Annotated in this window: 23 protein-coding genes; 7 read left to right on the forward strand and 16 right to left on the reverse strand. The window is 62.0% G+C overall.

Annotated elements, in window-relative coordinates:
- Positions 1 to 5 precede the first annotated feature (5 nt).
- Positions 6 to 773, forward strand: a complete 768-nt coding sequence (gene phnL / locus M0D67_RS20250; protein WP_266239489.1) for a phosphonate C-P lyase system protein PhnL — start codon at positions 6 to 8, stop codon at positions 771 to 773.
- Between the two features lie 107 nt (positions 774 to 880).
- Positions 881 to 2,014, forward strand: coding sequence for an alpha-D-ribose 1-methylphosphonate 5-triphosphate diphosphatase (locus tag M0D67_RS20255; protein WP_266239490.1), 1,134 nt, complete (start codon positions 881 to 883; stop codon positions 2,012 to 2,014).
- Between the two features lie 8 nt (positions 2,015 to 2,022).
- On the opposite strand, the gene M0D67_RS20260 is transcribed toward M0D67_RS20255, so the two are convergent.
- Complete coding sequence (locus M0D67_RS20260; protein ID WP_097395939.1) at positions 2,023 to 2,313, reverse strand: hypothetical protein; 291 nt, start codon at positions 2,311 to 2,313, stop codon at positions 2,023 to 2,025.
- A 95-nt stretch (positions 2,314 to 2,408) separates the two neighbouring features.
- Between M0D67_RS20260 and M0D67_RS20265 the strand changes: the two genes are divergently transcribed.
- Positions 2,409 to 3,179 (forward strand): glycosyltransferase family 2 protein, encoded by a 771-nt coding sequence (locus M0D67_RS20265; RefSeq protein WP_266239491.1) that lies wholly within the window; start codon positions 2,409 to 2,411, stop codon positions 3,177 to 3,179.
- Positions 3,180 to 3,255: 76 nt separating this feature from the next.
- On the opposite strand, the gene M0D67_RS20270 is transcribed toward M0D67_RS20265, so the two are convergent.
- From M0D67_RS20270 to manD, 8 genes are all read right to left on the reverse strand, one after another.
- Complete coding sequence (locus M0D67_RS20270) at positions 3,256 to 4,263, reverse strand: lysylphosphatidylglycerol synthase transmembrane domain-containing protein (protein ID WP_266239492.1); 1,008 nt, start codon at positions 4,261 to 4,263, stop codon at positions 3,256 to 3,258.
- Between the two features lie 130 nt (positions 4,264 to 4,393).
- Positions 4,394 to 4,819 carry a lytic transglycosylase domain-containing protein gene (locus M0D67_RS20275; RefSeq protein ID WP_266239535.1) on the reverse strand — a complete coding sequence of 142 codons (426 nt, stop codon included), beginning with the start codon at positions 4,817 to 4,819 and terminating at the stop codon, positions 4,394 to 4,396.
- A 98-nt stretch (positions 4,820 to 4,917) separates the two neighbouring features.
- Entirely contained in the window at positions 4,918 to 5,268 is a 351-nt protein-coding gene (locus M0D67_RS20280; protein ID WP_266239493.1) for a hypothetical protein, read from the reverse strand.
- 14 nt (positions 5,269 to 5,282) lie between these two features.
- Positions 5,283 to 5,591 carry a hypothetical protein gene (locus M0D67_RS20285; RefSeq protein ID WP_266239537.1) on the reverse strand — a complete coding sequence of 103 codons (309 nt, stop codon included), beginning with the start codon at positions 5,589 to 5,591 and terminating at the stop codon, positions 5,283 to 5,285.
- 388 nt (positions 5,592 to 5,979) lie between these two features.
- Complete coding sequence (locus M0D67_RS20290; protein ID WP_154564699.1) at positions 5,980 to 6,810, reverse strand: GntR family transcriptional regulator; 831 nt, start codon at positions 6,808 to 6,810, stop codon at positions 5,980 to 5,982.
- 96 nt (positions 6,811 to 6,906) lie between these two features.
- Positions 6,907 to 8,199: an MFS transporter gene (locus M0D67_RS20295; protein WP_266239494.1), complete on the reverse strand. Its 1,293-nt coding sequence runs from the start codon at positions 8,197 to 8,199 to the stop codon at positions 6,907 to 6,909.
- A 112-nt stretch (positions 8,200 to 8,311) separates the two neighbouring features.
- Positions 8,312 to 9,358: an L-idonate 5-dehydrogenase gene (locus M0D67_RS20300; protein ID WP_266239495.1), complete on the reverse strand. Its 1,047-nt coding sequence runs from the start codon at positions 9,356 to 9,358 to the stop codon at positions 8,312 to 8,314.
- Between the two features lie 70 nt (positions 9,359 to 9,428).
- Positions 9,429 to 10,637 (reverse strand): D-mannonate dehydratase ManD, encoded by a 1,209-nt coding sequence (manD, locus tag M0D67_RS20305; RefSeq protein WP_266239496.1) that lies wholly within the window; start codon positions 10,635 to 10,637, stop codon positions 9,429 to 9,431.
- A gap of 227 nt (positions 10,638 to 10,864) precedes the next feature.
- On the opposite strand from manD, the gene M0D67_RS20310 reads away from it, so the two are divergent.
- A complete protein-coding gene (locus tag M0D67_RS20310) occupies positions 10,865 to 12,355 on the forward strand; it encodes a mannitol dehydrogenase family protein (RefSeq protein ID WP_266239497.1) in 1,491 nt (496 codons plus the stop codon).
- A gap of 11 nt (positions 12,356 to 12,366) precedes the next feature.
- Here M0D67_RS20310 and M0D67_RS20315 read toward each other — a convergent pair whose 3' ends face one another.
- Together M0D67_RS20315 and M0D67_RS20320 are read right to left on the reverse strand one after the other, a co-directional pair.
- Positions 12,367 to 14,166: a diguanylate cyclase gene (locus M0D67_RS20315; RefSeq protein WP_266239498.1), complete on the reverse strand. Its 1,800-nt coding sequence runs from the start codon at positions 14,164 to 14,166 to the stop codon at positions 12,367 to 12,369.
- On the reverse strand, positions 14,166 to 15,314 hold the full coding sequence (locus M0D67_RS20320; RefSeq protein ID WP_266239499.1) for a PotD/PotF family extracellular solute-binding protein: 1,149 nt from the start codon (positions 15,312 to 15,314) through the stop codon (positions 14,166 to 14,168). The genes M0D67_RS20315 and M0D67_RS20320 overlap by 1 nt, the downstream gene beginning before the upstream one ends.
- A gap of 690 nt (positions 15,315 to 16,004) precedes the next feature.
- On the opposite strand from M0D67_RS20320, the gene M0D67_RS20325 reads away from it, so the two are divergent.
- Positions 16,005 to 16,787, forward strand: coding sequence for an ABC transporter substrate-binding protein (locus tag M0D67_RS20325; protein ID WP_168435873.1), 783 nt, complete (start codon positions 16,005 to 16,007; stop codon positions 16,785 to 16,787).
- A 310-nt stretch (positions 16,788 to 17,097) separates the two neighbouring features.
- Positions 17,098 to 18,213 carry a succinylglutamate desuccinylase/aspartoacylase family protein gene (locus M0D67_RS20330; RefSeq protein ID WP_266239500.1) on the forward strand — a complete coding sequence of 372 codons (1,116 nt, stop codon included), beginning with the start codon at positions 17,098 to 17,100 and terminating at the stop codon, positions 18,211 to 18,213.
- A 155-nt stretch (positions 18,214 to 18,368) separates the two neighbouring features.
- Here the strand turns inward: M0D67_RS20330 and M0D67_RS20335 are convergent, their stop codons facing one another.
- A complete protein-coding gene (locus M0D67_RS20335) occupies positions 18,369 to 19,175 on the reverse strand; it encodes a MetQ/NlpA family ABC transporter substrate-binding protein (protein WP_266239501.1) in 807 nt (268 codons plus the stop codon).
- Between the two features lie 299 nt (positions 19,176 to 19,474).
- On the opposite strand from M0D67_RS20335, the gene M0D67_RS20340 reads away from it, so the two are divergent.
- Entirely contained in the window at positions 19,475 to 20,617 is a 1,143-nt protein-coding gene (locus tag M0D67_RS20340; RefSeq protein ID WP_266239502.1) for a porin, read from the forward strand.
- On the opposite strand, the gene M0D67_RS20345 is transcribed toward M0D67_RS20340, so the two are convergent.
- The 4 genes from M0D67_RS20345 to M0D67_RS20360 form a co-directional block, all read right to left on the reverse strand.
- Positions 20,614 to 20,787 carry a hypothetical protein gene (locus tag M0D67_RS20345; protein ID WP_266239503.1) on the reverse strand — a complete coding sequence of 58 codons (174 nt, stop codon included), beginning with the start codon at positions 20,785 to 20,787 and terminating at the stop codon, positions 20,614 to 20,616. The two genes, M0D67_RS20340 and M0D67_RS20345, sit on opposite strands and share 4 nt — an antisense overlap.
- 64 nt (positions 20,788 to 20,851) lie before the next feature.
- Positions 20,852 to 21,376, reverse strand: coding sequence for a type II secretion system protein (locus M0D67_RS20350; RefSeq protein ID WP_266239538.1), 525 nt, complete (start codon positions 21,374 to 21,376; stop codon positions 20,852 to 20,854).
- Positions 21,377 to 21,483: 107 nt separating this feature from the next.
- On the reverse strand, positions 21,484 to 21,873 hold the full coding sequence (locus M0D67_RS20355) for a type IV pilin protein (protein ID WP_266239504.1): 390 nt from the start codon (positions 21,871 to 21,873) through the stop codon (positions 21,484 to 21,486).
- Positions 21,874 to 21,882: 9 nt separating this feature from the next.
- Positions 21,883 to 22,422, reverse strand: a complete 540-nt coding sequence (locus M0D67_RS20360) for a type II secretion system protein (RefSeq protein ID WP_266239505.1) — start codon at positions 22,420 to 22,422, stop codon at positions 21,883 to 21,885.
- Positions 22,423 to 22,430: the final 8 nt, after the last annotated feature.

Genomic DNA, 22,430 nt, shown 5'->3' on the forward strand with positions numbered 1-22,430 from the left:
CACAAATGCGATCCATTGAAACAAGCAAGGAATTCCACGCCACCGAACGTGCGTTCATCGAGAACAACGCACTGATGCTGCGCGCGGTTGGCATCGGCAAGACCTTCACGCTGCACGGCCAGGGCGGCGTGCAGATCGAAGCGCTCGCGGGCGTGTCGCTCGATGTCGAGCGCGGCGAGTGCGTCGTGCTGATCGGACCTTCAGGCGCGGGCAAGAGTACGCTGCTGCGCTGTCTGTACGGCAACTACCTGGCCAGCGCGGGCTCGATTGCCATTCGCGATGCGGCGGCGGATGACGGGCCGCCGGTGTCGATCACCGGAGCCGAGCCGCACGACGTGTTGCGGCTGCGCCGCGGCGTGGTTGGCTACGTCAGCCAGTTTCTGCGCGTGATTCCGCGCGTGCCGACGCTGACGCTCGTCGCCGAACCGCTGCTGTCGCGCGGCGTGGCCGAAGACGAAGCCCGTGCGCGTGCAGCAGCCCTACTGGCGAGATTGAACGTGCCCGAGCGGCTGTGGTCGCTCGCGCCCGCCACCTTTTCCGGCGGCGAACAGCAGCGCGTGAACATCGCCCGCGGTTTGATCGCCGGGCACCCGCTGCTGCTGCTCGACGAGCCCACGGCCTCGCTCGACGCGGAGAACCGCGACGTGGTCGCCGATCTGATCGTCGAAGCGCGCGAGCGCGGCGCGGCGATCGTCGGCATCTTTCACGACGAAGATACCCGCAACAAGGTGGCCACACGCCGTCTTGAACTCCAGCCGCCGTTACGCCATTAATTGACACGAAACGGCACTAAACTAAACCACTGAGCTGAAACCTTGAGTCGAAGCAGCGAGTCGAAGCACTCAACTGCAACACTCAGGACAGACTACGGAGCAAGACGATGTTGATCAGGAACGCTCGCATCGTGACGCGAGACGAAGTATTTACCGGTGTGATACGCATCGAAGACGGCGTGATTCGCGACGTCGAGCGTGGCACGACCTCCGCGCGCGAAGCGGAAGATTGGGAAGGCGACTATCTGTTGCCGGGTCTGATCGAACTGCACACGGACAACCTCGAGAAGCATCTGGTGCCGCGTCCGGGCGTGCAATGGAATACCGATGCCGCCTTCGTGATCCACGACGCGCAAGTGGCGGCGGCCGGCATCACCACGGTGTTCGATGCCCTCGCGATCGGTTCGCGCTCGAACGTAGGGCTGCGCGGCCGCGATATGCAAATGCAATGTGCCGCATCCCTCACGCGCTTCTCGGAGCGCAAGCTGCTGCGTGCCGAACACTTTCTGCATCTGCGCTGCGAAATCGCCACCGCCGACGTGGTCGAGTTGTTCGATTCGTTGTGCACGCATCCGTTGCTGCGGCTCGCCTCGGTAATGGATCACACGCCCGGCCAACGTCAATGGCACGACCGCGAACAATGGCGCCGCTTCCAGGAGCGCAACGGCAAGCTGACTGACGAACACGTGGCGACCGCCTTGGTCGAACTGTCCGTCGAACAGGAACGTTACGCCGACGCGCACCGCCGCGAGATCGTGGCACGCTGCAACCGGCTCGGCATTCCCGTGGCGAGCCATGACGACACGCTGATCGAACACGTCGAACAGGCCAAGGCCGAAGGCATCGTGCTGGCCGAATTTCCGACCACCCGCATCGCCGCCGAGGCGGCACGCGAGCATGGCATTTCGACCATCATGGGGGCGCCGAATATCGTGCGCGGCGGCTCGCATTCGGGCAACGTGTCGGCCCTCGAACTGGCGAAGGCGGACTTGCTCGATATCCTGTCCTCGGATTACGTGCCGTCCAGTTTGATGACGGCCGTGTTCGACCTGGTGAACAAGGCCGGCTGGACCCTGCCGCGCGCCATGGCGACGGTTTCCGCCGAGCCGGCCCGCACGGCGGGCCTGCATGACCGCGGGGCAATCGAAGCGGGTTTGCGCGCGGACTTCGTGCGCGTCACGATGCTCGACGCGTTGCCGGTGCCGCGCGCGACGTATCGCGCCGGGGCACGGATCGTCTGACGATGTTGTCAGGCCTCGCTGGTGACGGGCAGCAGTGGTTCCACCGCGGCCCAGCGCGTCCAGCGGGGTGTCTGGTCAGGCGCTTCGACGCGCAAGGTGCGCGAGCCGTCGCCGAATACCAGGGATTCGATATTGAATGCGCTCCCCTCTTCAATGCCGGCGTCGCGCACGTGACCGGATTGGTAGGTGAAACTGAGATTGCCTTCGCGCAACAACTCGAGGTAGACGTCGAAGTCAGTCGTTGACGAACGTGTGGCCCAACGATTCAGGAGGGTGGCGGCGATTTCGGCGTCGTACATTCTGTACCTCTCTGGACATATGCCGTGCCCTGACTATAGCTGAAAAACACGCATTGTGCTGCAGCGCACCATTGTTGATCTTTACTGCCCTTTACATGACCGCTCGCGCCCCGCTCAGACCTGCTCCACGAATCTCCTGCGTCATTTGCGCGTACAACGAGGCGCCCCGCATCGGCACGGTGCTGGCCGTGGCCTGCGCGCATCCTTTGCTCGACGAAGTCATCGTGGTGGACGATGGTTCGACCGACGGCACCGCCGATGTGGTCGAGCGTTTCGCGTCGGCGCGGCTGATCCGGTGCGCAGAGAACCGCGGTAAAAGCGCCGCCATGGCAACCGGGATCGCCGCCGCGCGTGGCGAACTGTTGATGCTGCTCGATGCCGACCTGAAGGGTCTGACGGCCGAGAGCATCAGCGCGCTCGCCCTGCCTGTCCTGCAAGGCAGCGCGCAAGTGAGCATGAGCCTGCGCCAGAACAGCCTGCTGGCATTCCGCGCCATCGGCCTCGATTTCGTCTCCGGCGAGCGCGTGGTCAAAAAAGCGCTGCTAAGCGAAGTCCTGCAGGAGGTTCACGGCTTGCCGCGCTTCGGGGTCGAAGTGTTCATGAACCGCCGCATCATCGCGCGCCGTCTGCCGATTGCGGTGACTCACTGGCCACACGTCACGCAGGCTCGCAAAACCGAGAAACTCGGTTACTGGAAAGGCATGCGTGCGGAATGGCGCATGATCGCCGACCTCCTGAAGGCGGTCTATCCGCTCGCGCTGATTTCACAGACCTTTCAAATGCTTCGCTTACGCAGTGAGCAGGACTCACGCGCGAGTTTTGCGGCCCGCATGCGCAAAGTGCCCGATACCGATAGTCCGCGCTGAAGCGCTTACCGAACCTGGCGAACGCCGTGAGCCGCACTGTGCCGCGCTGTGCCGTTCCAGCCCGGCCCTCGAGGTTTCAGTCGGCGGCCGACAGTGGGTTGCGCCCCCTCGTTGCCAGCGCAACGAAACCTGCCGCGCCCAGCGCCAGAGGGCTGTAAAGCGTCGCGAAACGCCACAACACCAGCGCCGTCGCGATGCCCGCGCGGGGCACCCAACTCGCGAATGCGGCAGCGAGAGCGATATCGCCGGTGCCACCGCCCGCGGGCACGCCGGTCCACAACGCGGCATGCAGCACGACGGCCTGCACGGCCAGAACGAAACCCAACGGCAGCCGGTAACCGAGTTCGCGCAAGATAAACCAGAGGGCGCCGTAGCGCAGCAACCACTGCAGCGTCGTGAGCAGACACAACGCGGCAAGCCGCCACTTGGGTCCGGCGACCAGTTCCAGCCATTGCCGGCGAACGCTATGGAAAAACCGGCTCAATCTCGCGCGGCGCTCGTTGAGCCAGTGAACGCGCCGGCCGGCGGCGTCCAGTGTCGCCGCCACGCGCCGGCGATTCATCCAGCAGACACCGACGAGGCATGCGGCTCCGGCCAGCACGCCGAACACAAGCGGCGCGCTCGCGTGCGGAATCACCTGCGTCAACGGTCCGAAGGCAAACAGCAGGGACACCGGTACGGCGGTCGTGAAGAACGCGAGATCGAGCGCCTGATCCGCGCCGACAACCGTCGTCGCAAGCGACCAGGATGCGCCGGCGCGCTGCAGCAGGCCGATGTTGACGCCGTAGCCCGCCGCGCCCAACGGAGAAGCCAGGAACGCGAAATCGGTAGCCAGCGTGATGGCAAACGTGCGCAGGAAACTGACCCGGAAGCCGAGCGCGGTCTGCATCAGATGCAGCTTGCCCGCTTTTGCCATCGCGCTGATCGCAGCACTCGCGGCAAGCGCGGCGAATACGTAGAGAGAGACGTTACGCAGCCCGGCGAACGCCGCGTGCGAATTGAGAACGAAAGGCGCGCCGCCGGCGAGGCCGATACCGGCAAGCGCCACCAACACTGCCGCTTTACGCGTATGTGATCTGATCAACGAAGGCCTCAGCAAGTACAGCCTGGCCCCGCTTTCTCCGCACGATGCAGCATGCATGAGGCCGCGCCGTGCGTGAAATCGAGGCCGTCCGGGGGCCTCATGATAACCACGCGAAGCTGCGTTTTCGTGACTAGCGATCGGCGACTAGCGTTTGGCGGGCGGGCAGCAACTGCCCCCATCCGACCAGCACGTGCTGGATGCTGCGGGCGTAGGCGTCACGCTGCTTCGGGGACTCCGAGTGGTACGCGCCGATCGCGCGCCAGGTATTGCCGTATTTGACCATCTTCTGCTTCAGCAGCCACGCGGCCACGTAGACGTTCACACACGGATCGGTCAATGCGCGGTGCGGTACGCCCTCGCGCGCGAGGTCACCGAAATGAATCGAATTGATCTGCAACTGGCCGACGTCGATCGAACCGTTCGCGTTCTGGTGTATCGCGTCCGGGTCGCCCTTCGATTCGTACCATGCAACCGCGCGCAATATCCAGGGATTGACGCCCTGATAGGCTGCGGCCTCATTGAAGCAATCGTCGGCCGCGTAGGCCGCGCCGCACATCGACAGCCACGCTAGCGCGGCACAGAAGAGTTTCAAGGACACGATTCATCCTTCCGCTTGATAGCGGCAAAAGTGGCGAGCTCCACGCCGCGGGCGAATTACTTGGCCAACGCCAGATCGATTTGCCGTTGCACGGAGTCGAGGTACGTATGCGAAGCATCGGACACGACGAGCCGGACAGCCGGCAGCGGCGCTCCCTTGCGTTCCTGCGACTGGATCGGCGCACGCGACTTCTTTCGATGCGTCGTCGGCTTCACAGGCAAGTCATCATCGCTGCCGCTCGACGGTGGCAGCATCGCAAGCGTTGGCAACGGTGGATAAACCTTGTCCGCCGCCGGAGGAAACGTGGCAGGAAACGCGCCGGCCGACTGCAGATCCGTTCCCGGTGAGCCCGCAAAAGCAGGCGCGGCGAGCAGCGTGGCCACGGTAAGTAAGGTGATTCGAAGCATCGCGATGGCCTCCTTCATTGCACCGTCCTGATCGACACGGTATACGGCTGACCCAGGCCGGCGGTTCGATTCTCGAAGCTCACCTTCGACATGCGTTGCGCAGGCACACCCTTCCACACTGCCTGGTTCAGGTACGCGAAATCCTGACCCAGCGCGGTGACCAGCACGACCGTGGACTGCTGTTGCGCGGCAGCCAGTGCGCCTGCCTTGGTCAGCACGGCGGTGAGTTGCGGGTCATGCGCCCCGAGCGCATCCGGCGGAATCTCGAAGCTGATGACTTCGTTGGGCGCCTTGTCCGTGTGCGCGGCATTCTGCGCAGGCATCTGTGCGCACCCGGCCAGCGCGAGAACGGCTACCAAAAACCACACCTGTCGCTTCACACCCGTCTCCAGTCAATCCCGTTGCTGTAACGATGTTTTCGGCAAACCCACATCAAAAGTTGATAGGCGGAAAACGCATTGGCGCAAATCAGACAGAGTTACCTCAAGATCGGCGCAAACGATTGCGCCAGCGCTCGACGAAGCACCGATCGAGGCAAACTTCCCTCGGGTTTTTGCCACTGAAATCGTCTGATGATTGGGGCTGGAGACGCCGCGAGACGGGGCTCCGCGGGTTATGCGTGCATGAAATTGGCTGGCGCAGCGGGGGGCTACGCCTAGGGCCGTAATATGGCCGTAAGCGAGCAAGCCGGCGGCCTACCGGCACATCGGCCTAAGTCGACAGCGGCACGCGCTCCGGTTCGTCCGCGTCGAACCACGCCGGATTGCGCTCCGCAATCGGACCAAGCGACATCAGAATCTCGCGCAGGTGACTGCGCATTGCTTCTTCAGCCGCGCTCGGGTCGTGCGCGCGCAGGCCCGCCAGAATCTTCGCGTGCTGCTTGATCAGCAGATCGAGCGGTGACACGTCGGGCAAGCTCAGGTAGCGCACCCGGTCCATCTGCGCCTTGATGTCCTGAATCGTTTCCCATGCCGCCGTGCAATCGATCGCCTGGGCGATCGCGTAATGAAACGCCTCGTCGAGCGCGAGGAAGGCGGCGGTGTCGTTCGATTTCGCCGCAAGCTTCTGGTCACGAAGGTTATCGGCCAGTGCCTGCAACTGCTCGTCCGTGATCGACACGGCTGCCTTCTTCACCACCGCCGTCTCGATCGCTTCGCGAATGAAACGCCCTTCCCGCACCTGGCGCGGCGAAATGCGCTTCACGAAAGTGCCGCGCTGCGGCAATACCTGAAGCACACCTGCTTCCACCAATTTGATGAACGCCTCCCGCACCGGTTGCCGCGACACCTGAAACATGTCGGACACTTCCTTCTCCGAGAGCGGCGTGCCCGGCACCAGTTGACCGACGAAAATTGCCTGACGCAGCGCACGGAAAATCTGCTTGCCGATCGGCTCATGCGAGTCGAACGAGACGCTGGCGGTCAGATCCGGCAGTTCGACACGCGCGCCGGCCTGCACGCTCGCGCGACGCCTTGTGCGGGACGCAAGCGAGGCATCGGAGGAGAAAGAAGACGCGTTGGCGTGGAGGTTCTTGGTCGGCATCGGGTAAAGCAGCGGATAGCAACGAATGAATAGCGACAGAGACGGCGCACACCATGAATACCCACCAGGATATCCACTAAAGTGTGTCGCACCATACTACCATGCACGTTTCATGTTTAAGGCACTCGCTCGCGGCTCGCGAATCCACACCAGCGAACACAGCGCGCCGAGCACGGCAATCGCCCCCGCCAGCACGAACGCACTGGCGTAATTCCCGTGCGTCGCTTCGACGATGAAGCCCGTCACCGCGGGTCCGATCACGCCGGCCAGATTCGCCAGCAAGTGCACAAAACCGCCCGCGCCGCCGACGTGTTCGCGCGGCACGGTGTCCTGAATCACGGCCCAATACACCGCGCCCGTCACATACAGGAAGAAGATCGACACCGACATCAGCGCGACCGCCCCCTGAGTACTGGCAACACGCCCGGCCAACGCGACACACACCGCCGCCGCGCCCAGACAAGTACTCAGCACGATCTTGCGCGACAGCAGCGGCTTACCGGTCAGGCGCAAGATGAAGTCCGAGATGAAGCCGCCCGCCGCGAGCCCGATACTGCCGAGCAGCCACGGAATCACCGTGGCGAAACTCATGTCGCGCAGACTCAGATGATGCGCTTCGGTCAGATAGGTCGGGAACCACGACAGGAAGAAAAACAGCACGTAGTTGTATGAGAAGAACGCGAAGGCGGTCGCGAGAATGATCGGCTTCTTCAGGAAGTGCCGCAGGCCGAGCCGCTCGCCGTCGGCCGAATGCGCGATCGCATGTTCGTCCGCCTGACCGGCACGGATGAGTTCGATCTCATCAGGCGTAACGCGCGAGTTTTCGTGCGGGTGTTCGGTGGTCGTTGCCGCCCACAATACAAGCCACAAGAGTCCCAGCATCATGATCGCGACAAAAGCCCAGCGCCAGCCGAACTGCACCGCCATGAAGCCGACCACCGGCCCCGCCAGCGCACCGCCGAGCGGTGTGCCCGAACTGATCACGCCAATCGCGCTCGCGACTTCCTTGCGCGGGAACCAGTTATTGACCATCTTGCTGTTCGACGAACTGAACGGACCTTCGCCCATGCCGAACAGCACACGCAGCACGATCAGCGAACCGATGCCGGTGGCCAACGCGGTCGCGCCGCAGAACACCGACCACACGCCCATCGCGGTGCCGAATACGCGTTTCGCGCCAACCTTGTCCGACAGCACGCCGCCGACAAAATTGAACAGCGCATAGCCGATGAAAAAGCTGCTGAACACGATGCCCAACTGCGCATGCGAGAAGTGCAGGTCTTTCTGGATCAACGGTGCGGCAATCGACAGCGCCGCGCGGTCGAGATAGTTGATGACGCCGGCCAGAAACAGTAGCGCGACAACAAACCAGCGTTGACTCTTGATCATCAGGTGTCTCCTTCGGGTCGCCTCTTGATGGGCGTTTTGAATAGCTTAAGTATCTGGATTGGCCAGGCATGGCGCAGCGCTCACGTGCAACGCCTCATGCCACGGGCGATGTTCAATCGAAGTTCAGATGCACCTTCATCGACTGCGAGCGGTCGAGCGCCACTTCGAACGCATGGTTCGCTTCGTTCATCGCGAATGCATGCGTCATGAGCGGTCGCAAATCGACTTTGCCGGAGGCGATTTCATCGGCAGCGATGGCGTATTCGCCGGTGAAGCGGAACGAGCCTTGATAGCGGAGTTCTTTCGACATCACCAGGTTCGCCGCCACCGGCGACTGGCCGGCCGGCAGATTGCCCACCTGAATCACCGTGCCGCCGGCTCGCGCCGCACGCAGCGCCGTATCGAGTCCGGCGGGACTGCCCGATGCCTCGATGACCACGTCGAACGTGCCGCGTTGCGCGGACCATTGATCGATCGTGGCGCTGTCTGTCGCGTTCACGATCTGATCCGCACCGAGTTGCTGCGCAACCTGCAACGCGCGATCCGAAAGATCCAGCGCGACCACGCGATGAGCACCGGCGCGGCGCGCCACGCTCAGCAGAATGCAACCGATCGGCCCGCAACCCACCAGCAAGACACTCGCGCCGACGAGCGAACCCGCCTGCTTCACCGCATGCAATGCAACGGCAAGCGGCTCGGCCATCGACGCCTGCGCAAAATCGACGCCATCCGGCACAGGTACGCATTGCCGCGCCGCGACGACGATGTATTGACGGAACATGCCCTGAGTATGCGGGAACGTCGATGCACTGCCCATGAAGCGCATGTTCAGACAATGATTCGGCATCCCGCCGATGCAAAAGCGGCACGTCCCACAGGCAAGTCCAGGATTGACGGCAACACGCTGTCCGGGTGTCAGACGACTCTCCGCGCTCACGCCCTCGCCGAGCGAATCGATCTCGCCGGCCACTTCATGTCCGAGCACGAATGGCTCGCGCACCGCGAAATCACCGCTCTTGCCTTTGAAGTAGTACGACAGATCGGAGCCGCAAATGCCGCCGGCGCGCACGCGTACTCGCACCTGGCCGGGGCCGGGTACAGGCGGCTCGACTTCGTCGATGCGGATGAGTTTGGGTTCGTGAAGCACGGCTGCGAGCATGAAAGACTCCGGTATGACAAAGGTCTCGCGCTCAGTGCTGCGCGAAAGAAGTTGAAGAAGCAAAATCAGCTCACCAGTTCCACAGCGTTCCGTCTTCGAGACGCGCGACCGGCAAATATGCGGGGTCGTAGGGATACCGCGCGGCCGCTGCTTCGTCGATATCGACGCCATGGCCCGGGGCTTCGCCGGGATGCATCATGCCGCGCTCGAAGCGCCATGCATGCGGGAATACGTCGAGCGCCTCGGGTGGAAAGCCCATGTATTCCTGCACGCCGAAATTCGGCACCCACAGATCGAAGTGCAGCGCCGCGCCCATGCACACTGGCGACAGATCCGACGGCCCGTGACAACCGGTTCGCACCTGATACAGCGAAGCAAAATCCGCAATGCGCCGCAGATGCGTAATGCCACCCGCATGCGTTAAGGTCGCGCGGATATAGTCGATCAACTGTTCCTCGATCAACTGTTTGCAATCCCAGATGCTGTTGAAGACTTCGCCGACGGCGATCGGCGTGACCGTATGTTCGCGGATCAGCCGGAAGCCGGCCTGGTTTTCCGCGGGAGTGGGGTCTTCCATCCAGAACAGGCGATACGGCTCGACCGATTTGCCGAGACGCGCGGCCTCGATCGGCGTCAAACGGTGGTGGACGTCATGCAGTAAATGCGTATCGAAGCCGAATTTGTCGCGCACCGCTTCAAAGAGCTTGGGTACGAAGTCGAGATACTTTTCCGACGACCAGCTCTGCTCCTCCACCGCGCCCTTGGTGGCCGGCTCGTACATACCGTTGCCTTTCGACACGCCATACACCGAGCGCATATTCGGCACACCGCATTGAATGCGAATGGCCTGATAGCCGGCTTCGATGTGTTCCGCGTAACGGTCGAGCGCTTCGGGAATGTCGCGGCCGGTGGCGTGGCCGTACACCATCACGCCTTCTCGTGACGCGCCGCCGAGCAGCTTGTACAGCGGCATGCCCGTTACCTTGCCGAGAATGTCCCACAGCGCCATATCCACCGCGGCGATCGCCGACATCGTGACAGGGCCGCGGCGCCAGTACGCGCCTTTGTAGAGGTACTGCCAGGTGTCTTCGATACGACCGGGATCGCGGCCGATCAGCAACGGGCACACGTGGTCTTTCAGATACGAAGCGACTGCGAGTTCGCGGCCGTTCAGCGTTGCATCGCCGATGCCGTATACCCCTTCGTCCGTGACGATTTTCAATGTGACGAAATTGCGGCCCGGGCACGTGACGATCACGTCGGCGCGAACGATCTTCATGACATCTTCCTTGCAGAGGCGAGTCGCGAACCGTGCACAACGGCGGCATGCGACTGGCTGTTTTTCATGTCGATTTTGAGTGCCGGTTGAAGTGGAAAATCGCACTCGTCAACCTGTCTCAAATCGTTTGAACGATGCTACCATACAAGTATAGCGACACGTCAAATCAGGGTTTTCCCGTTGAACGGCGTCGGTCTGAAGCCTTTCCGCAACCTGGAATTCGTCACATGATTTCTGTAGCTACCTTGCCTCGCCTCGTCCGCCAAGCACTACCTACGCTGCAAACACATCTGCTCTCACCGCAATGGCAGGAGCCGCGCATCGGCATCGTTCATCTGGGGATTGGCAACTTCCATCGTGCACATCAAGCCCTCTACACGGAGGAGGCCATGCTTGCCGCGGGCGGCGACTGGGGTATTTGCGGCGTCACGCTGCAAGGCGATGTCGGCAAGCGCGACGCGCTGATGGAGCAGCAAGGCTTGTATAGCGTGGTTGAACGCGGGCCGCATGGCGCCAAGGTAACGGTCGTGCGTGCGCTGTGCGAAGTGCTGGCCATGCCGCACGATCGCGCCGCCCTGTTCGCGCGCCTCGCGGATCCGCTGGTACAGATCGTCTCGCTGACCGTCACGGAAAAAGGCTACTGCCGCGACCCGAAAACCGGCGAGGTCGCGCTGGACGATCCCGCCGTTGCACACGATCTGGCCAACCCGCTCGAACCGCGCACGGTGCCGGGCATCCTCGTCGCGGCATTGCGCGAGCGGCGCGACAGTGCGAACGGCAAACCGTTCACGGTGCTCTCGTGCGACAACCTTTCCCATAACGGCGCCGCGCTCCGCCAGGTGGTCTGTTCGTTCGCGCGGCAACACGATCCCGAGCTGGCCGACTGGATCGCCGCCCACGTTGCGTTTCCATCGACGATGGTCGACCGTATCGTGCCGGCCACCACCGACGCTGAACGCATCACCGTAGCCCACGCAATCGTTTACGCGGATGCCGCACCGGTGCCATGCGAACCGTTCCGGCAATGGGTCATTGAAGATCGTTTTGCCGGGGGACGTCCCGCATGGGACGCAGTCGGCGCGCAACTCGTCGAGGACGTCACGCCCTTCGAACTGGCGAAGCTACGCATGCTGAACGGCACGCACTCGACGCTGGCCTATCTGTCGATGCTCGGCGGCTTCGAGACGATCGATGCAGCGATCTCCCACCCCGCCATGCGCAATCTCATCCACGCGATGATGACGGAAGAAATCGCGCCGACGCTAACCATGCCCGCATCATTCGACCTGGCCGCCTATCGGGACGCACTGCTCGAACGCTACGCGAATCCGGCGCTGAAACATCGCTGCGCGCAGATCGCGATGGATGGCAGCCAGAAGATTCCACCGCGTCTGCTCGCCACGATTGCGGCGCGGATCGGCGCGGGTCAACCGTTCACGCGTCTCGCGCTGGCGATAGCGGCCTGGATGATATTTTTGCGCGGCCACGCGGACGACGGCACGCGTTACGAAATCAGCGATCCGCTGGCCAGCAGATTGAAGACGCTCGAGGCATCCGCGCAAGGTGAGCCGCAGGCGCTGATGGACGCGTTACTGTCTGTGCGTGAGGTGTTTCCGGAAGATCTGGCCGCCCTTCCCGAGTTCAGGAAAGCGCTTCGACACGCATTGCAGTTGCTTCACGAAAACGGCGCGCAAGGGGCCATTGCGGCATTGCAATGAAATTCGGCGTGTCAGGCGGTCGGCTCCGCCTCACGGCCTTGCGTTGCGCCTTCGCTCGCCTGCTCCTGTTCCCGCTTGCGCGCCGCCAGCACATCCTGGTAGCGCAGATAGCCACACCGTCCACCGGCTTTGGCCGCATACATCGCCGCGTCGGCGTGGAGCAGCAACTCCTCCACCGTGGCGCTATCGTCCGGAAACTGGCTGATGCCGATGCTCGCGCCCACCGTCATGCTTTGTCCGTCGATCAGCAGTTCTTCGTTCAACGCCCCCATGATGCGCGAGGCAATCCCCGGTGCGGTCTCCGCGGAGCGCGGCCCCTCGACCAACACGATGAACTCGTCGCCGCCGAGGCGCGCGGCGACATCCGCGCTGCAGAGCACCTGCTTCAGCCGCTGCGCCACCGCGGCGAGCACCTTGTCACCAATCGAATGGCCGAACTGGTCGTTGATCTGCTTGAAGCGGTCGAGGTCGACGAACAGCACGGCAAGCCCTTCCTGACGCCGTGTCGCTTCCCCGATCGCCGCCTCGAGCTTCTGCATGAACAACATGCGGTTCGGCAGGCCGGTCAACCCGTCGTGCGTGGCGAGATGCACGAGCTCACGTTGCTTGTTATGCAGCACATCCATTTGCGACTTGATTTCCCGGCGCAGACGATCGAAGCAGCGCGCGAGTATGCCGATCTCGTCGGTACGTTTGAGCGGCAGCGTTTCCATCGCGTGCTCGGCGAACAGATGCGTCGCCGCATACGCGAGAATGTGCAAAGGCTTGGTCAGGGCGCGCGCAAACAGAATCGCGAGGAACAGCGCCAGCACGCTGAAGATCAACACCATGCGAATGATTCTGTTACCCAGTTGGGTGGCGCCGGACAATACATCCTCGAGCGGCTTGGCGAGGCCGATCACGATAAAACGGTTGCCTTCGGAGGCGCCGAACGGTCTGCGCACGAAAGCAAGCACCTGACCGGCCGCCTGCCTCGGCCGCTCGAGACCGTCCAGCAGAACTTCGCTTTTTGACAGATCGAAGAGCGGTCTGGTAGCGGAAAAGCTGTCCTGCATCAGAACGCGGCGGCCCTTGTCGAAGCCGAACGTTTTCGAGGCATCCGGATGGACCAGAAAATCACCCCATTCGTTGGCGAGATAAACCTGATAGTCGCTCGGCAAATCGCTCTGCAAACGGTTGAGCAGTCCGGCCAGATCGATATCGATAATCACGACGCCAACCACTGCGCCACTCGCGTCCGCCACAGGTGTGCCGAGCCGCAGCGTCGGTTTGCCCTCGGCGGCATGCGCGCCGTACTCGTGGTTCACCGCGATCGGCGAGGTGTAAATGCGTCCGGGCGAGAACGCCAGTGTGTCGAACACATACGCAAACTGGCCTTTTTCCTGAAGGTTGTTCCCCTCGACCCGCACGAGGCCGTCGGCATCGCGGTCGAAACGGATCAGCTCGAGCCCGTAGTGCTTGCGAGTAATGAAACGAATCTGCAGGTACTCGGGGTGGTGAATCATGAAGCTGGCATACACCTGCGCCAGTTGTTCGCGCGGCGCATTCGCGCCAACGCCGTCGTCGGTCTGCGCGACGTCCGCCAAAGACGGCAAGCTCGCGAGCACCAGCGCGTCCGCGGCAACATCGTCGATCGCCACGGAAAAGCGCTGGCCCAACAGCTCCGTTGAAGTCAGCAGGCTGTGTCCGGCTTCGTTCACGAGCATCGTACGGTTGGCACGATACGTGTAATAACCGGTCGCACCGGACGCGAGCACGCCAATGCACGCAAGCAGAATCGATAACTTGAATGTCAAGCCGGGGCGCATCATCAAAAACGCTCCGACCTGTCGCCGGACACGATTCTGCTCCACAGGTCTTCGCGCCGCTGAATATCTTCCACCGGGCCGATCCAGACGATATGCGCCTTGTCGCTGTTCTCCGCCGGCGCCGTCAACGTGTTGGCGAGCCCCTGGCGTTGCGTCAGCAACGCACTGACGTCCGGTTCGAGCATGTAGTTGATCCACGCAAGCGCGAGCGGGCGATCCTTGGCGGTTCGCGTCATCGACCAGCAGTCCAGCCAGGCGAGCACCCCTTCGTCGGGAATCACGTAGCCCACGTCGGCGCCAGCGCGGCGCAATGATTCAACCTGCTGGGTGCCGTAGTTACCGAACATCAAGGCAACTTTATGCTGGATGAAGAACGCGGTCGCTTCTTCGGGCAGCGTGTAATAGGTCAGCAGGTTGCGGCGCAGATCGACGAGCTTGTGAGCGATCACGCCCATCTGCGTGGCGTCGAGCTGGAAGGGATGGGGATAGCCCAGCGCCAGCGCGGTGAACGAGAAATTATGCTGGGCGCTATTGAAGTCGAGAACCTTGCCGCGATAGCGCGGGTTCCACAATTCGCGCATCGAGCGCGGCGCAACGGCGATCTGCTTGCGGTCATAGATCAGCCCCATCGACGAGTACGTGAATGGAATGGCGTACACATTGCCTGCCGAGGTCAGCCCTTTGATCGACGACAGCGCCTGAAACCGCGGCAACTGTTTTTTCGTATTCGGCAAACTGGCCAGATCGAGCGGCGCCAGCAGATTCGCGCGGGTATAGCGCTCGATTTCAGCAGTATTCGCAGCGAGCACATCGAACTGCGGCGTGCCCTGAGCATGCATCTGCGCCCATAGCGCCTCGTCGGAATCGACCAGCGTGACTTCGACCTTCGCGTTGTAGCGCGCCTCGAAAGTCTTGACGACGTCGGCGTCCGCATAACCGGGCCATGCCAGTACACGCAGAACGTTGTCGGCGGCCACGACGGGTGCTGAAGACAAAAGGCTACAGCAGAAAGCGGCGTTTATCAGTAATGTCAAAAACCCGGAAAACCAGCGGCCGCGCAGTGACTTCGCGCGTGCCGCTGCGACTGCAGTTCGGCTCCGGCGCGATGGTTTGAAACAGCGCATTTCGTCTGCCATCGAAATCGTGTGCATATACAACCGCTTAGCAGAAGGTCATTAAGACGAACGCAAACAGGCGCGCGGTATTTAATCGCGGGCGTAGTGCTCGATGACTTTGTTCAGACAGATACCGACATGATCGTACGCTGCAACGGCAGCCGTTCGGAGCGTTGATCATAGCGCCAAGCAATGCATTTTTGGTTCCGGCCCCGCCTCAATCGAGAAAAAACAATCGGTCAGGTGTGATTTAACAAATACGCTCATCTGTATTTAACGGTTGTTCAAGCGAAATCTTTAACTCGTCGACAGGCAATTGAAACAATCGCGCTCGCCGTAATAGTCTGCAATAAGCGCTGGTAATAGCGCCATTCTGAATACTGGTTTTGCCGGTACAACGCGTCTTGCGAAGTACGCCGGCAACGCGCCGTGGTTAGCCAACTTCATTACGGCTTCTTTACACGACAACAGGTAGCATCCCAAGGCCATGCAAGACGCATGGCGGCGCCGTCGAATCTCCACCACATTCAGGCTTTCGAAGCTATTCCCGAACGCTATCCGGTGTTTCACTAACTACCCTATCTTTTTGAACTGATAAGCTTGGCGCGCGCTGCTGGCCGCCCCGGCCGGCAGCTTCAACCCAAGCCTGGTCGTGAGTCGCGCCGGGCGTCCCGCAGCGGCACAACCGCATACGGGAGTATTCGAACTACACCGAGGAGTTAAACAGTGAAAAAACTGCTAGCGGCTTTGACGGTTGCTCTGCTTGCAACCGTCTCGATTGGCGCACACGCTAAAGATTGGTCGACAATCCGTTTCGGCGTTGACGCCAGCTACCCCCCGTTTGAGTCCAAGGGCTCGGACGGCAAGCTCGCGGGCTTCGACATCGACCTCGGCAATGAAATCTGCGCGCGCCTGAAGGCCAAGTGCGTGTGGGTCGAAAACGACTTCGACGGCATGATCCCGGCCCTGAAGGCGAAGAAGTTCGACGGCGTGCTGTCGTCGATGTCCATGACGCCGCAACGCGCTGAACAGATCGCCTTCTCGTCGAAGCTGTTCAACACGCCGACGCGCCTCGTCGCGAAGAAGGGTTCGGGCATCCTGCCGACCGCCGATTCGCTCAAGGGCAAGACTGTTGGCGTCGAGCAAGGCACGATCCAGGAAACCTACGCGAAGACGTACTGGGAAGCGAAGGGCGCGAAGGTCGTGCCATATCAGAACCAGGACCAGGTCTATGCCGACTTGCTGTCGGGCCGTCTGGACGCAGCGCTGCAAGACGCGGTGCAAGCTGACATCGGCTTCCTGAAGACGCCGCGCGGCGCGGGCTTCGACTTCGTCGGCAAGGACCTCGACGATCCGAAGATCCTCGGCAACGGCGCAGGCATCGGCATGCGCAAGGAAGACGCTGATCTGAAGGCGAAGGTCGACAAGGCGATTGCCGACATCATCAAGGACGGTACGTACAAGAAGCTCGAGAAGAAGTACTTCGACTTCGACGTGTACGGCGGCTAAGCCAGCCACGCGCGCCTGACGGCGCGCTTGCCGGCTCGCAAAAACCGGGCTCCGCATCACGCGGAGCCCGTTTCGTTTGCGGGACCGCTTTGCCGCGCCGCCTGGACTGCGATCGAAGCGGACCGGCCGGCCCGCGCGCCGTGCGCTCCGGGCCGCGCCGCATAAGACCACGCACCGCGTCATATCGGCTAAGATCGTGCGCTAGAGGCGCTGCGAACCCGCCCACCAATGACCGACCTTTAGACACCCTTTCCCCTTGTAATCAACGACATAGCGCGGCACGCCCCAGATGCCCGCGGATTTGAAAACCATGCAAACCCAAACCCATCCGCTGATTGCCCCGACGCTCGGCACCGCCCGTAATCTGACGAGTTTTCACTATGGTCCTGGCGGCGGGCAGAAGATTTACATCCAGTCGTCGCTGCATGCCGACGAGTTGCCTGGCATGCTGGTTTCGTGGGCGTTGCGCCGCAAGCTCGCCGCGCTGGAAGCGGCCGGCAAGGTGCGCGGCGAAGTCGTGATCGTGCCGGTGGCCAATCCGATCGGCCTGAATCAGCACTTTCTCGGCCATCTGACGGGCCGCTTCGAGACCAACAGCGCGCAGAACTTCAACCGCAATTTCTACGAGCTGTCGGCGCTGATTCAGCCCGGCATCGAAGCGCGCCTGACCGACAACATCGACGCCAATCGCACGGCGATCCGCGCGGCGATGCGTGAAGCGCTCGACGCGCAGAAGCCAGAAACCGAACTCGAATCGCAACGTCTGGCGCTGCAAAAGCTCTCGTATGACGCCGATGTCGTGCTCGATCTGCACTGCGACTGGGAAGCCGCGATGCACCTCTACACGAACCCGGACCTGTGGCCGGAAGTCGAGCCGCTCGCCTGCTATCTGGACGCCAAGGCCTCGCTGCTGGCGCTGAATTCCGTGGGCAATCCGTTTGACGAAATCCACAGCTTCTGCTGGTCGGATCTGCGCGGCCGCTACGGCGAGCGTTTTCCGATTCCGAACGGCTCGGTCTCGGTCACGATCGAACTGCGCGGTCAACGCGAAGTGTCGTACGAGTACGCGGAGCGTGACGCTCAGGCGATCATCGAGTACCTGACCTCGCGTGGCGTGATCGACGGCACACCGGCGCCGCTGCCGGCGCTCGAATTCGCCGCCACGCCTCTGGCCGGCGCCGAGCCGATCGTCGCGCCGATCAGCGGTGTGCTCGTGTATCGCTGTGAAGTCGGTACCTGGGTCGATGTCGGCCATGAGATCGCCGATATCGTCGATCCGTTGACCGATCGTGTCGTCACGCTGAAGAGCACCGTAGCCGGCGTGCTATATGCGCGACATTTGACGCGCTTCGCGACGGCCGGCCTGGAATTCGCGCGCATTGCCGGTGCGAAGGCGTTCAGAAGCGGGTCGTTGTTGAGCAACTGAGGAACAACTGAAGCCGCGCCTTCCCGGGATTCATCTGCGGAAGCTGTGCCAGCAAAGCAGAGCGCCCGCTATTTCTGCGGGCGTTTTGCGTTTACGGGTCTGTTGCGAAAGAGCAGAGTGCTCAAAGGCGGCCGGAAAGCCGCCTATAAAACCGCTCAGAAAGCCGGAATGATCGCGCCTTTGAACTGCGCGTCGATGTACTTGCGCACTTCATCCGACTCGTACGCCGCGACCAGCTTCTTGACCCACGGCTTGTCGCGATCCTGCGCGCGCACGGCGATCAGATTCGCGTACGGACCTTTGAGGTCCTCGATCGCGATCGCGTCTTTCGTCGGCTGCAAGCCCGCCTTCACCGCGTAGTCCGTGTTGATCGACGCCGCGTCGAGGTCGTCGAGCGAGCGCGGCAATTGCGCGGCGTCGAGCTCCACCAGCTTGATCTTCTTCGGATTGTCGGCGACGTCGAGGGGCGTTGCGTTGACACCGTTCGTGCCGACGCCCGGCTTCAGTTTGATCACGCCGTACTTCTGCAACAGCAGCAGCGCGCGGTTGCCATTCGACGGATCGTTCTGGATGCCGACCTTCGCGCCTTCCGGCAAGTCCTTCAGTGACTTGAGTTTCTTCGAATAGAAGCCCATCGGCGAAACGTAGGTCAGGCCGACGTTGACGATCTTGTAGCCGCGCTGCTTGATCTGGCTATCGAGAAACGGCTGGTGCTGGAAACCGTTGGCGTCGAGGTCGCCGGAGTCGAGTGCCGCGTTCGGCTGCACGTAGTCGTTGAATTCGATGACCTTCACATTCAGCCCTTCGCGCGCCGCCACCTTGGTCACGACCGACCAGATCTGTGCGTCCGGGCCACTCATCGTGCCGATCTTCAGTTGTTTGTCATCAGCGTGCGCAAACGTTGCCGTAAGCGAAACGGCGGCGATAGCGAGCAGATTCTGGATGATTTTGCGGCGTTGCATGCGTTTCCCCACAAGCGATTTTGATTGGTAGGTGCGGATCCTCGCATGCCCCCGATGCACCCGAAAACCAATCGTTTTTCACACGCTTATACGCACGATCTGGAAAAAGCTTATGAGCGGCGTGCCTTGCTTGATTTCAACTGGCAACGCTATGTGAGTGTCGCGCCGGCGCGACAGATTACAAAAATAAGCAAAGCTGTCACATACCTTACTCTGCGTTCCCTTAAATTTCGGGCCATCGCACGACCTTACCAAAGAGTACGGCGTGGTGATCGCTTAATTTTTAATCGGAGAAAGTCTTGAACAAGAAAGTATTGGCCGCCGCTACGCTCGCCGTCTTCGCCACCGCCGCACACGCACAAAGCAGCGTCACGCTGTATGGCTTGATCGATGCCGGTTTCACCTATGTCAACCATGCTGGCCCTCAAGGCCAGAAGCTCTATCAATACGGCGACGGTGTCGCCCAAGCCAGCCGTTGGGGCCTGCGCGGTTCTGAAGACCTCGGCAATGGCCTGAAGGCGCTGTTCACGTTGGAAAACGGCTTTAACTCCGGCACCGGCGCGCTCGGCCAGGGCAGCTCGCTGTTCGGCCGTCAGGCATACGTCGGTCTGTCGCAGAACGGCATCGGCACGCTCACGTTCGGTCGCCAATACTCGTTCTCGACCGACTTTCTGGGTGGCGTCTACAGCAACGGCAGCCAGACCGTCGCTGGTAACTACGGCTATCACATCAACGATGTCGACCAGCTCACGTCGAGCCGCGTCAGCAACGCGGTCAAGTTCACCAGCGCGAACTTCGCGGGCCTGACCTTCGGCGGCATGTACGGCTTCTCGAACCAGGCTGGCGCATTTGCTGGCGCGCCGGGCGCAAGCGGTTCGTCGTCGGTTTACAGCTTTGGCGTGAACTATGCGAACGGCCCGTTCGGCATCGGCGCTGCGTACACGGACATCCGCTACCCGGGTTCGGCATCGCCGACCACCTTCTCGACGACGCTCGCAAACTCGGCGATCAGCGGTACGGCGAAGGACCTGTCCACGGTCGGCGTCGGCACCAAGTACTCGATCGGCGCGGCAACGATGTGGGCTCTCTGGACGCACACGAACATCGAGCAGATTACCGGTCACATGACGACGTTCAACGCGTACGAAGCAGGCGGCAAGTACGCATTCACGCCGGCACTGACGGGCGCACTGGGCTACACGTACATGCAGTCCAAGGATCAGACCAACGGTCACTGGAATCAGATCGACGCCAGCGTCGACTACGCACTGAGCAAGCGCACCGACGTGTACCTGCTGGGCGTCTATCAGGCTGCTGCGGGCAAGACGTCGAAGAATACCGGTCTGCAAGCGCAGATCGGCTCCAGCACGAGCAGCTTCCTGCCGGTGGCAGGCGCAAGCACGCAACTGGCAGTTCGCGCAGGCCTGCGTCACAAGTTCTAAGCGAGTTTTGCCTTGTCGGCGAGGAGCGCGAGTTCCTTGCTGTCCCCGAGGTTCTGGAAAACGCCCTGCGGGGCGTTTTTCTTTTTAAGGCGGCGGTTTTTCAGGCCCCCGCGTTGATGTAAAGATGTCTTGCGCCACCCCGCCACTTCCAGCGCTGCAGCCGCATCCACGCCAGACTGCCCGCATGACAAAGCCGCTGCGGCGCCGGCTGCTTCGCTTCGAGCGTCTCATCAATTATCGAGTCAGTCTCGACGGAACGCGTCCCGCGCCGTTTTGTGGACTAAAGGTCTGCACCGGACGACCAGGCGCTGGGGTAACAGCATTGGCGGGCGTGTTGCGCAGCCCCGGTGCAAGATAGACGAATTTCCACCCGCCGTAAGTCTGCTCCGTCTCGAAGTCTGCATATCGCCGCGGAAACTCCGCGCGCTTGATCGTCGGCGCCTCCGAGCTGCTGTACACGCCATAAAAGCGATCGCCCTGCCGCAAGAAGAGCCAATCGGTCTTGCCAGTGACCGGATCCGGGTATGCCTGACGCAGATGATGCATCGGAACCGGAAAGCGCGCGTCGTCCAGCAGATCGTCGACCGACGCCGGATAGACGCGGCCGACGCGGTAATACCGCACAATCGCCTGCCGGTACTGGTCACCCACGAACAACAGTTGCTTCTCCTGCTCGCGCCGCCGTTCCAACGACCAGACGTCGAGCGCGCCCGCCAACGCGATCGACATCAACGTCAGCGCGATCAATAGCGCCAGCAGCACGAGTCCACGCTGGCGCGCGGCGCGAGGCCTGGTTCGGCGCCCCGCAGCCCGCTTCGATGCCGACGGAATACGCGCGCCGCCTCGCACTGAGAAAGCGCCGCGACTCACTTGCCTGCTCCTGCTGGATCGGCCGGCGTGCCCTGCGGACTACTCGCCGGCACGACGTCGTACACACCCGTCTTGGTTTCATCGGGCGAGGCGATCACCGCCCACTTGTCGTCGCCGTTGACCGGATCGGTTGGAACCGCCCGCAGATAGTGCTTCGTCACCAGTTCATCGAGCGTATCCGGGTACTGGCCGTTGTCGCCGTAGTATTTATCGATCGCATCGCGCATCACCGCGACGTTCTGCTGCCGGACCTGCTCCTTGCCGCGTTCGATGCTGTGCATATAGCGCGGCAGCGCGATCGTCAGAAGCAGGCCAATGATCGCCATCACGACAACCAGTTCGATCAGCGTAAAACCGCGGGATCTGCGCGTATAAGCGGGTTTCATGATGCACCGTCACCATTGTTTGTACGGCACGCCGTTGATGCCGGCGCGATCGGATTTCGACGACACGTCGAACACATCCTTGCCGGCCTGATCGTTTCCCGACGGCGCATCGGCACCGGCCTGATCCGGCGGCACCCCATAGGACCGCACGTTCCAGGTGTCTTCCGCGGCCGTTTCCGGATTGCCGGAAAAAAACGGATCCCGTGGCACGTGGCGAAGGAACATCAACAGACTGCCTTTCGGATCCTTCGCATTGGGTACGCCTGTCACGAGTACGGTCAGCGACGCCGGATAGCCGGACGCTTCTGCCTCCTTGTCGATCAACCCCGCGTCGCTCGAATCCTTGTAGGCGTCAAGTGCCGTGCGAATCTCGCGCAACGCGGCGCTCAACTGCTGTTCCTTCTGACGCTGCACGATCAGTTCGGAGAACGGCATGATCGCGAGCGCCAGGATGGACACGAGCGCGAGCGTGATCACCAGCTCGATCAACGTGAACCCACGCTGATCGAGCCGGCTTGCGCTACCCGAGTGGACCGTGTTCGTCGGCATGGCCACGC

Source organism: Paraburkholderia sp. SECH4 (assembly GCF_030511745.1).
GTDB classification, from domain to species: Bacteria; Pseudomonadota; Gammaproteobacteria; order Burkholderiales; family Burkholderiaceae; genus Paraburkholderia; species Paraburkholderia madseniana.

Coding starts and splice junctions, on each gene's coding strand:
- M0D67_RS20360 (WP_266239505.1), bottom strand. CDS start 22,422: ATGCCGACGAACACGGTCCACTCGGGTAGCGCAAGCCGGCTCGATCAG.
- M0D67_RS20285 (WP_266239537.1), bottom strand. CDS start 5,591: ATGCCTGCGCAGAATGCCGCGCACACGGACAAGGCGCCCAACGAAGTC.
- M0D67_RS20275 (WP_266239535.1), bottom strand. CDS start 4,819: ATGTGCGGCGCGGCCTACGCGGCCGACGATTGCTTCAATGAGGCCGCA.
- M0D67_RS20330 (WP_266239500.1), top strand. CDS start 17,098: ATGCAAACCCAAACCCATCCGCTGATTGCCCCGACGCTCGGCACCGCC.
- M0D67_RS20315 (WP_266239498.1), bottom strand. CDS start 14,166: ATGATGCGCCCCGGCTTGACATTCAAGTTATCGATTCTGCTTGCGTGC.
- M0D67_RS20355 (WP_266239504.1), bottom strand. CDS start 21,873: ATGAAACCCGCTTATACGCGCAGATCCCGCGGTTTTACGCTGATCGAA.
- manD (WP_266239496.1), bottom strand. CDS start 10,637: ATGAAGATCGTTCGCGCCGACGTGATCGTCACGTGCCCGGGCCGCAAT.
- M0D67_RS20265 (WP_266239491.1), top strand. CDS start 2,409: ATGACCGCTCGCGCCCCGCTCAGACCTGCTCCACGAATCTCCTGCGTC.
- M0D67_RS20300 (WP_266239495.1), bottom strand. CDS start 9,358: ATGCTCGCAGCCGTGCTTCACGAACCCAAACTCATCCGCATCGACGAA.
- M0D67_RS20280 (WP_266239493.1), bottom strand. CDS start 5,268: ATGCTTCGAATCACCTTACTTACCGTGGCCACGCTGCTCGCCGCGCCT.
- phnL (WP_266239489.1), top strand. CDS start 6: ATGCGATCCATTGAAACAAGCAAGGAATTCCACGCCACCGAACGTGCG.
- M0D67_RS20320 (WP_266239499.1), bottom strand. CDS start 15,314: ATGCACACGATTTCGATGGCAGACGAAATGCGCTGTTTCAAACCATCG.
- M0D67_RS20335 (WP_266239501.1), bottom strand. CDS start 19,175: ATGCAACGCCGCAAAATCATCCAGAATCTGCTCGCTATCGCCGCCGTT.
- M0D67_RS20260 (WP_097395939.1), bottom strand. CDS start 2,313: ATGTACGACGCCGAAATCGCCGCCACCCTCCTGAATCGTTGGGCCACA.
- M0D67_RS20290 (WP_154564699.1), bottom strand. CDS start 6,810: ATGCCGACCAAGAACCTCCACGCCAACGCGTCTTCTTTCTCCTCCGAT.
- M0D67_RS20255 (WP_266239490.1), top strand. CDS start 881: ATGTTGATCAGGAACGCTCGCATCGTGACGCGAGACGAAGTATTTACC.
- M0D67_RS20310 (WP_266239497.1), top strand. CDS start 10,865: ATGATTTCTGTAGCTACCTTGCCTCGCCTCGTCCGCCAAGCACTACCT.
- M0D67_RS20295 (WP_266239494.1), bottom strand. CDS start 8,199: ATGATCAAGAGTCAACGCTGGTTTGTTGTCGCGCTACTGTTTCTGGCC.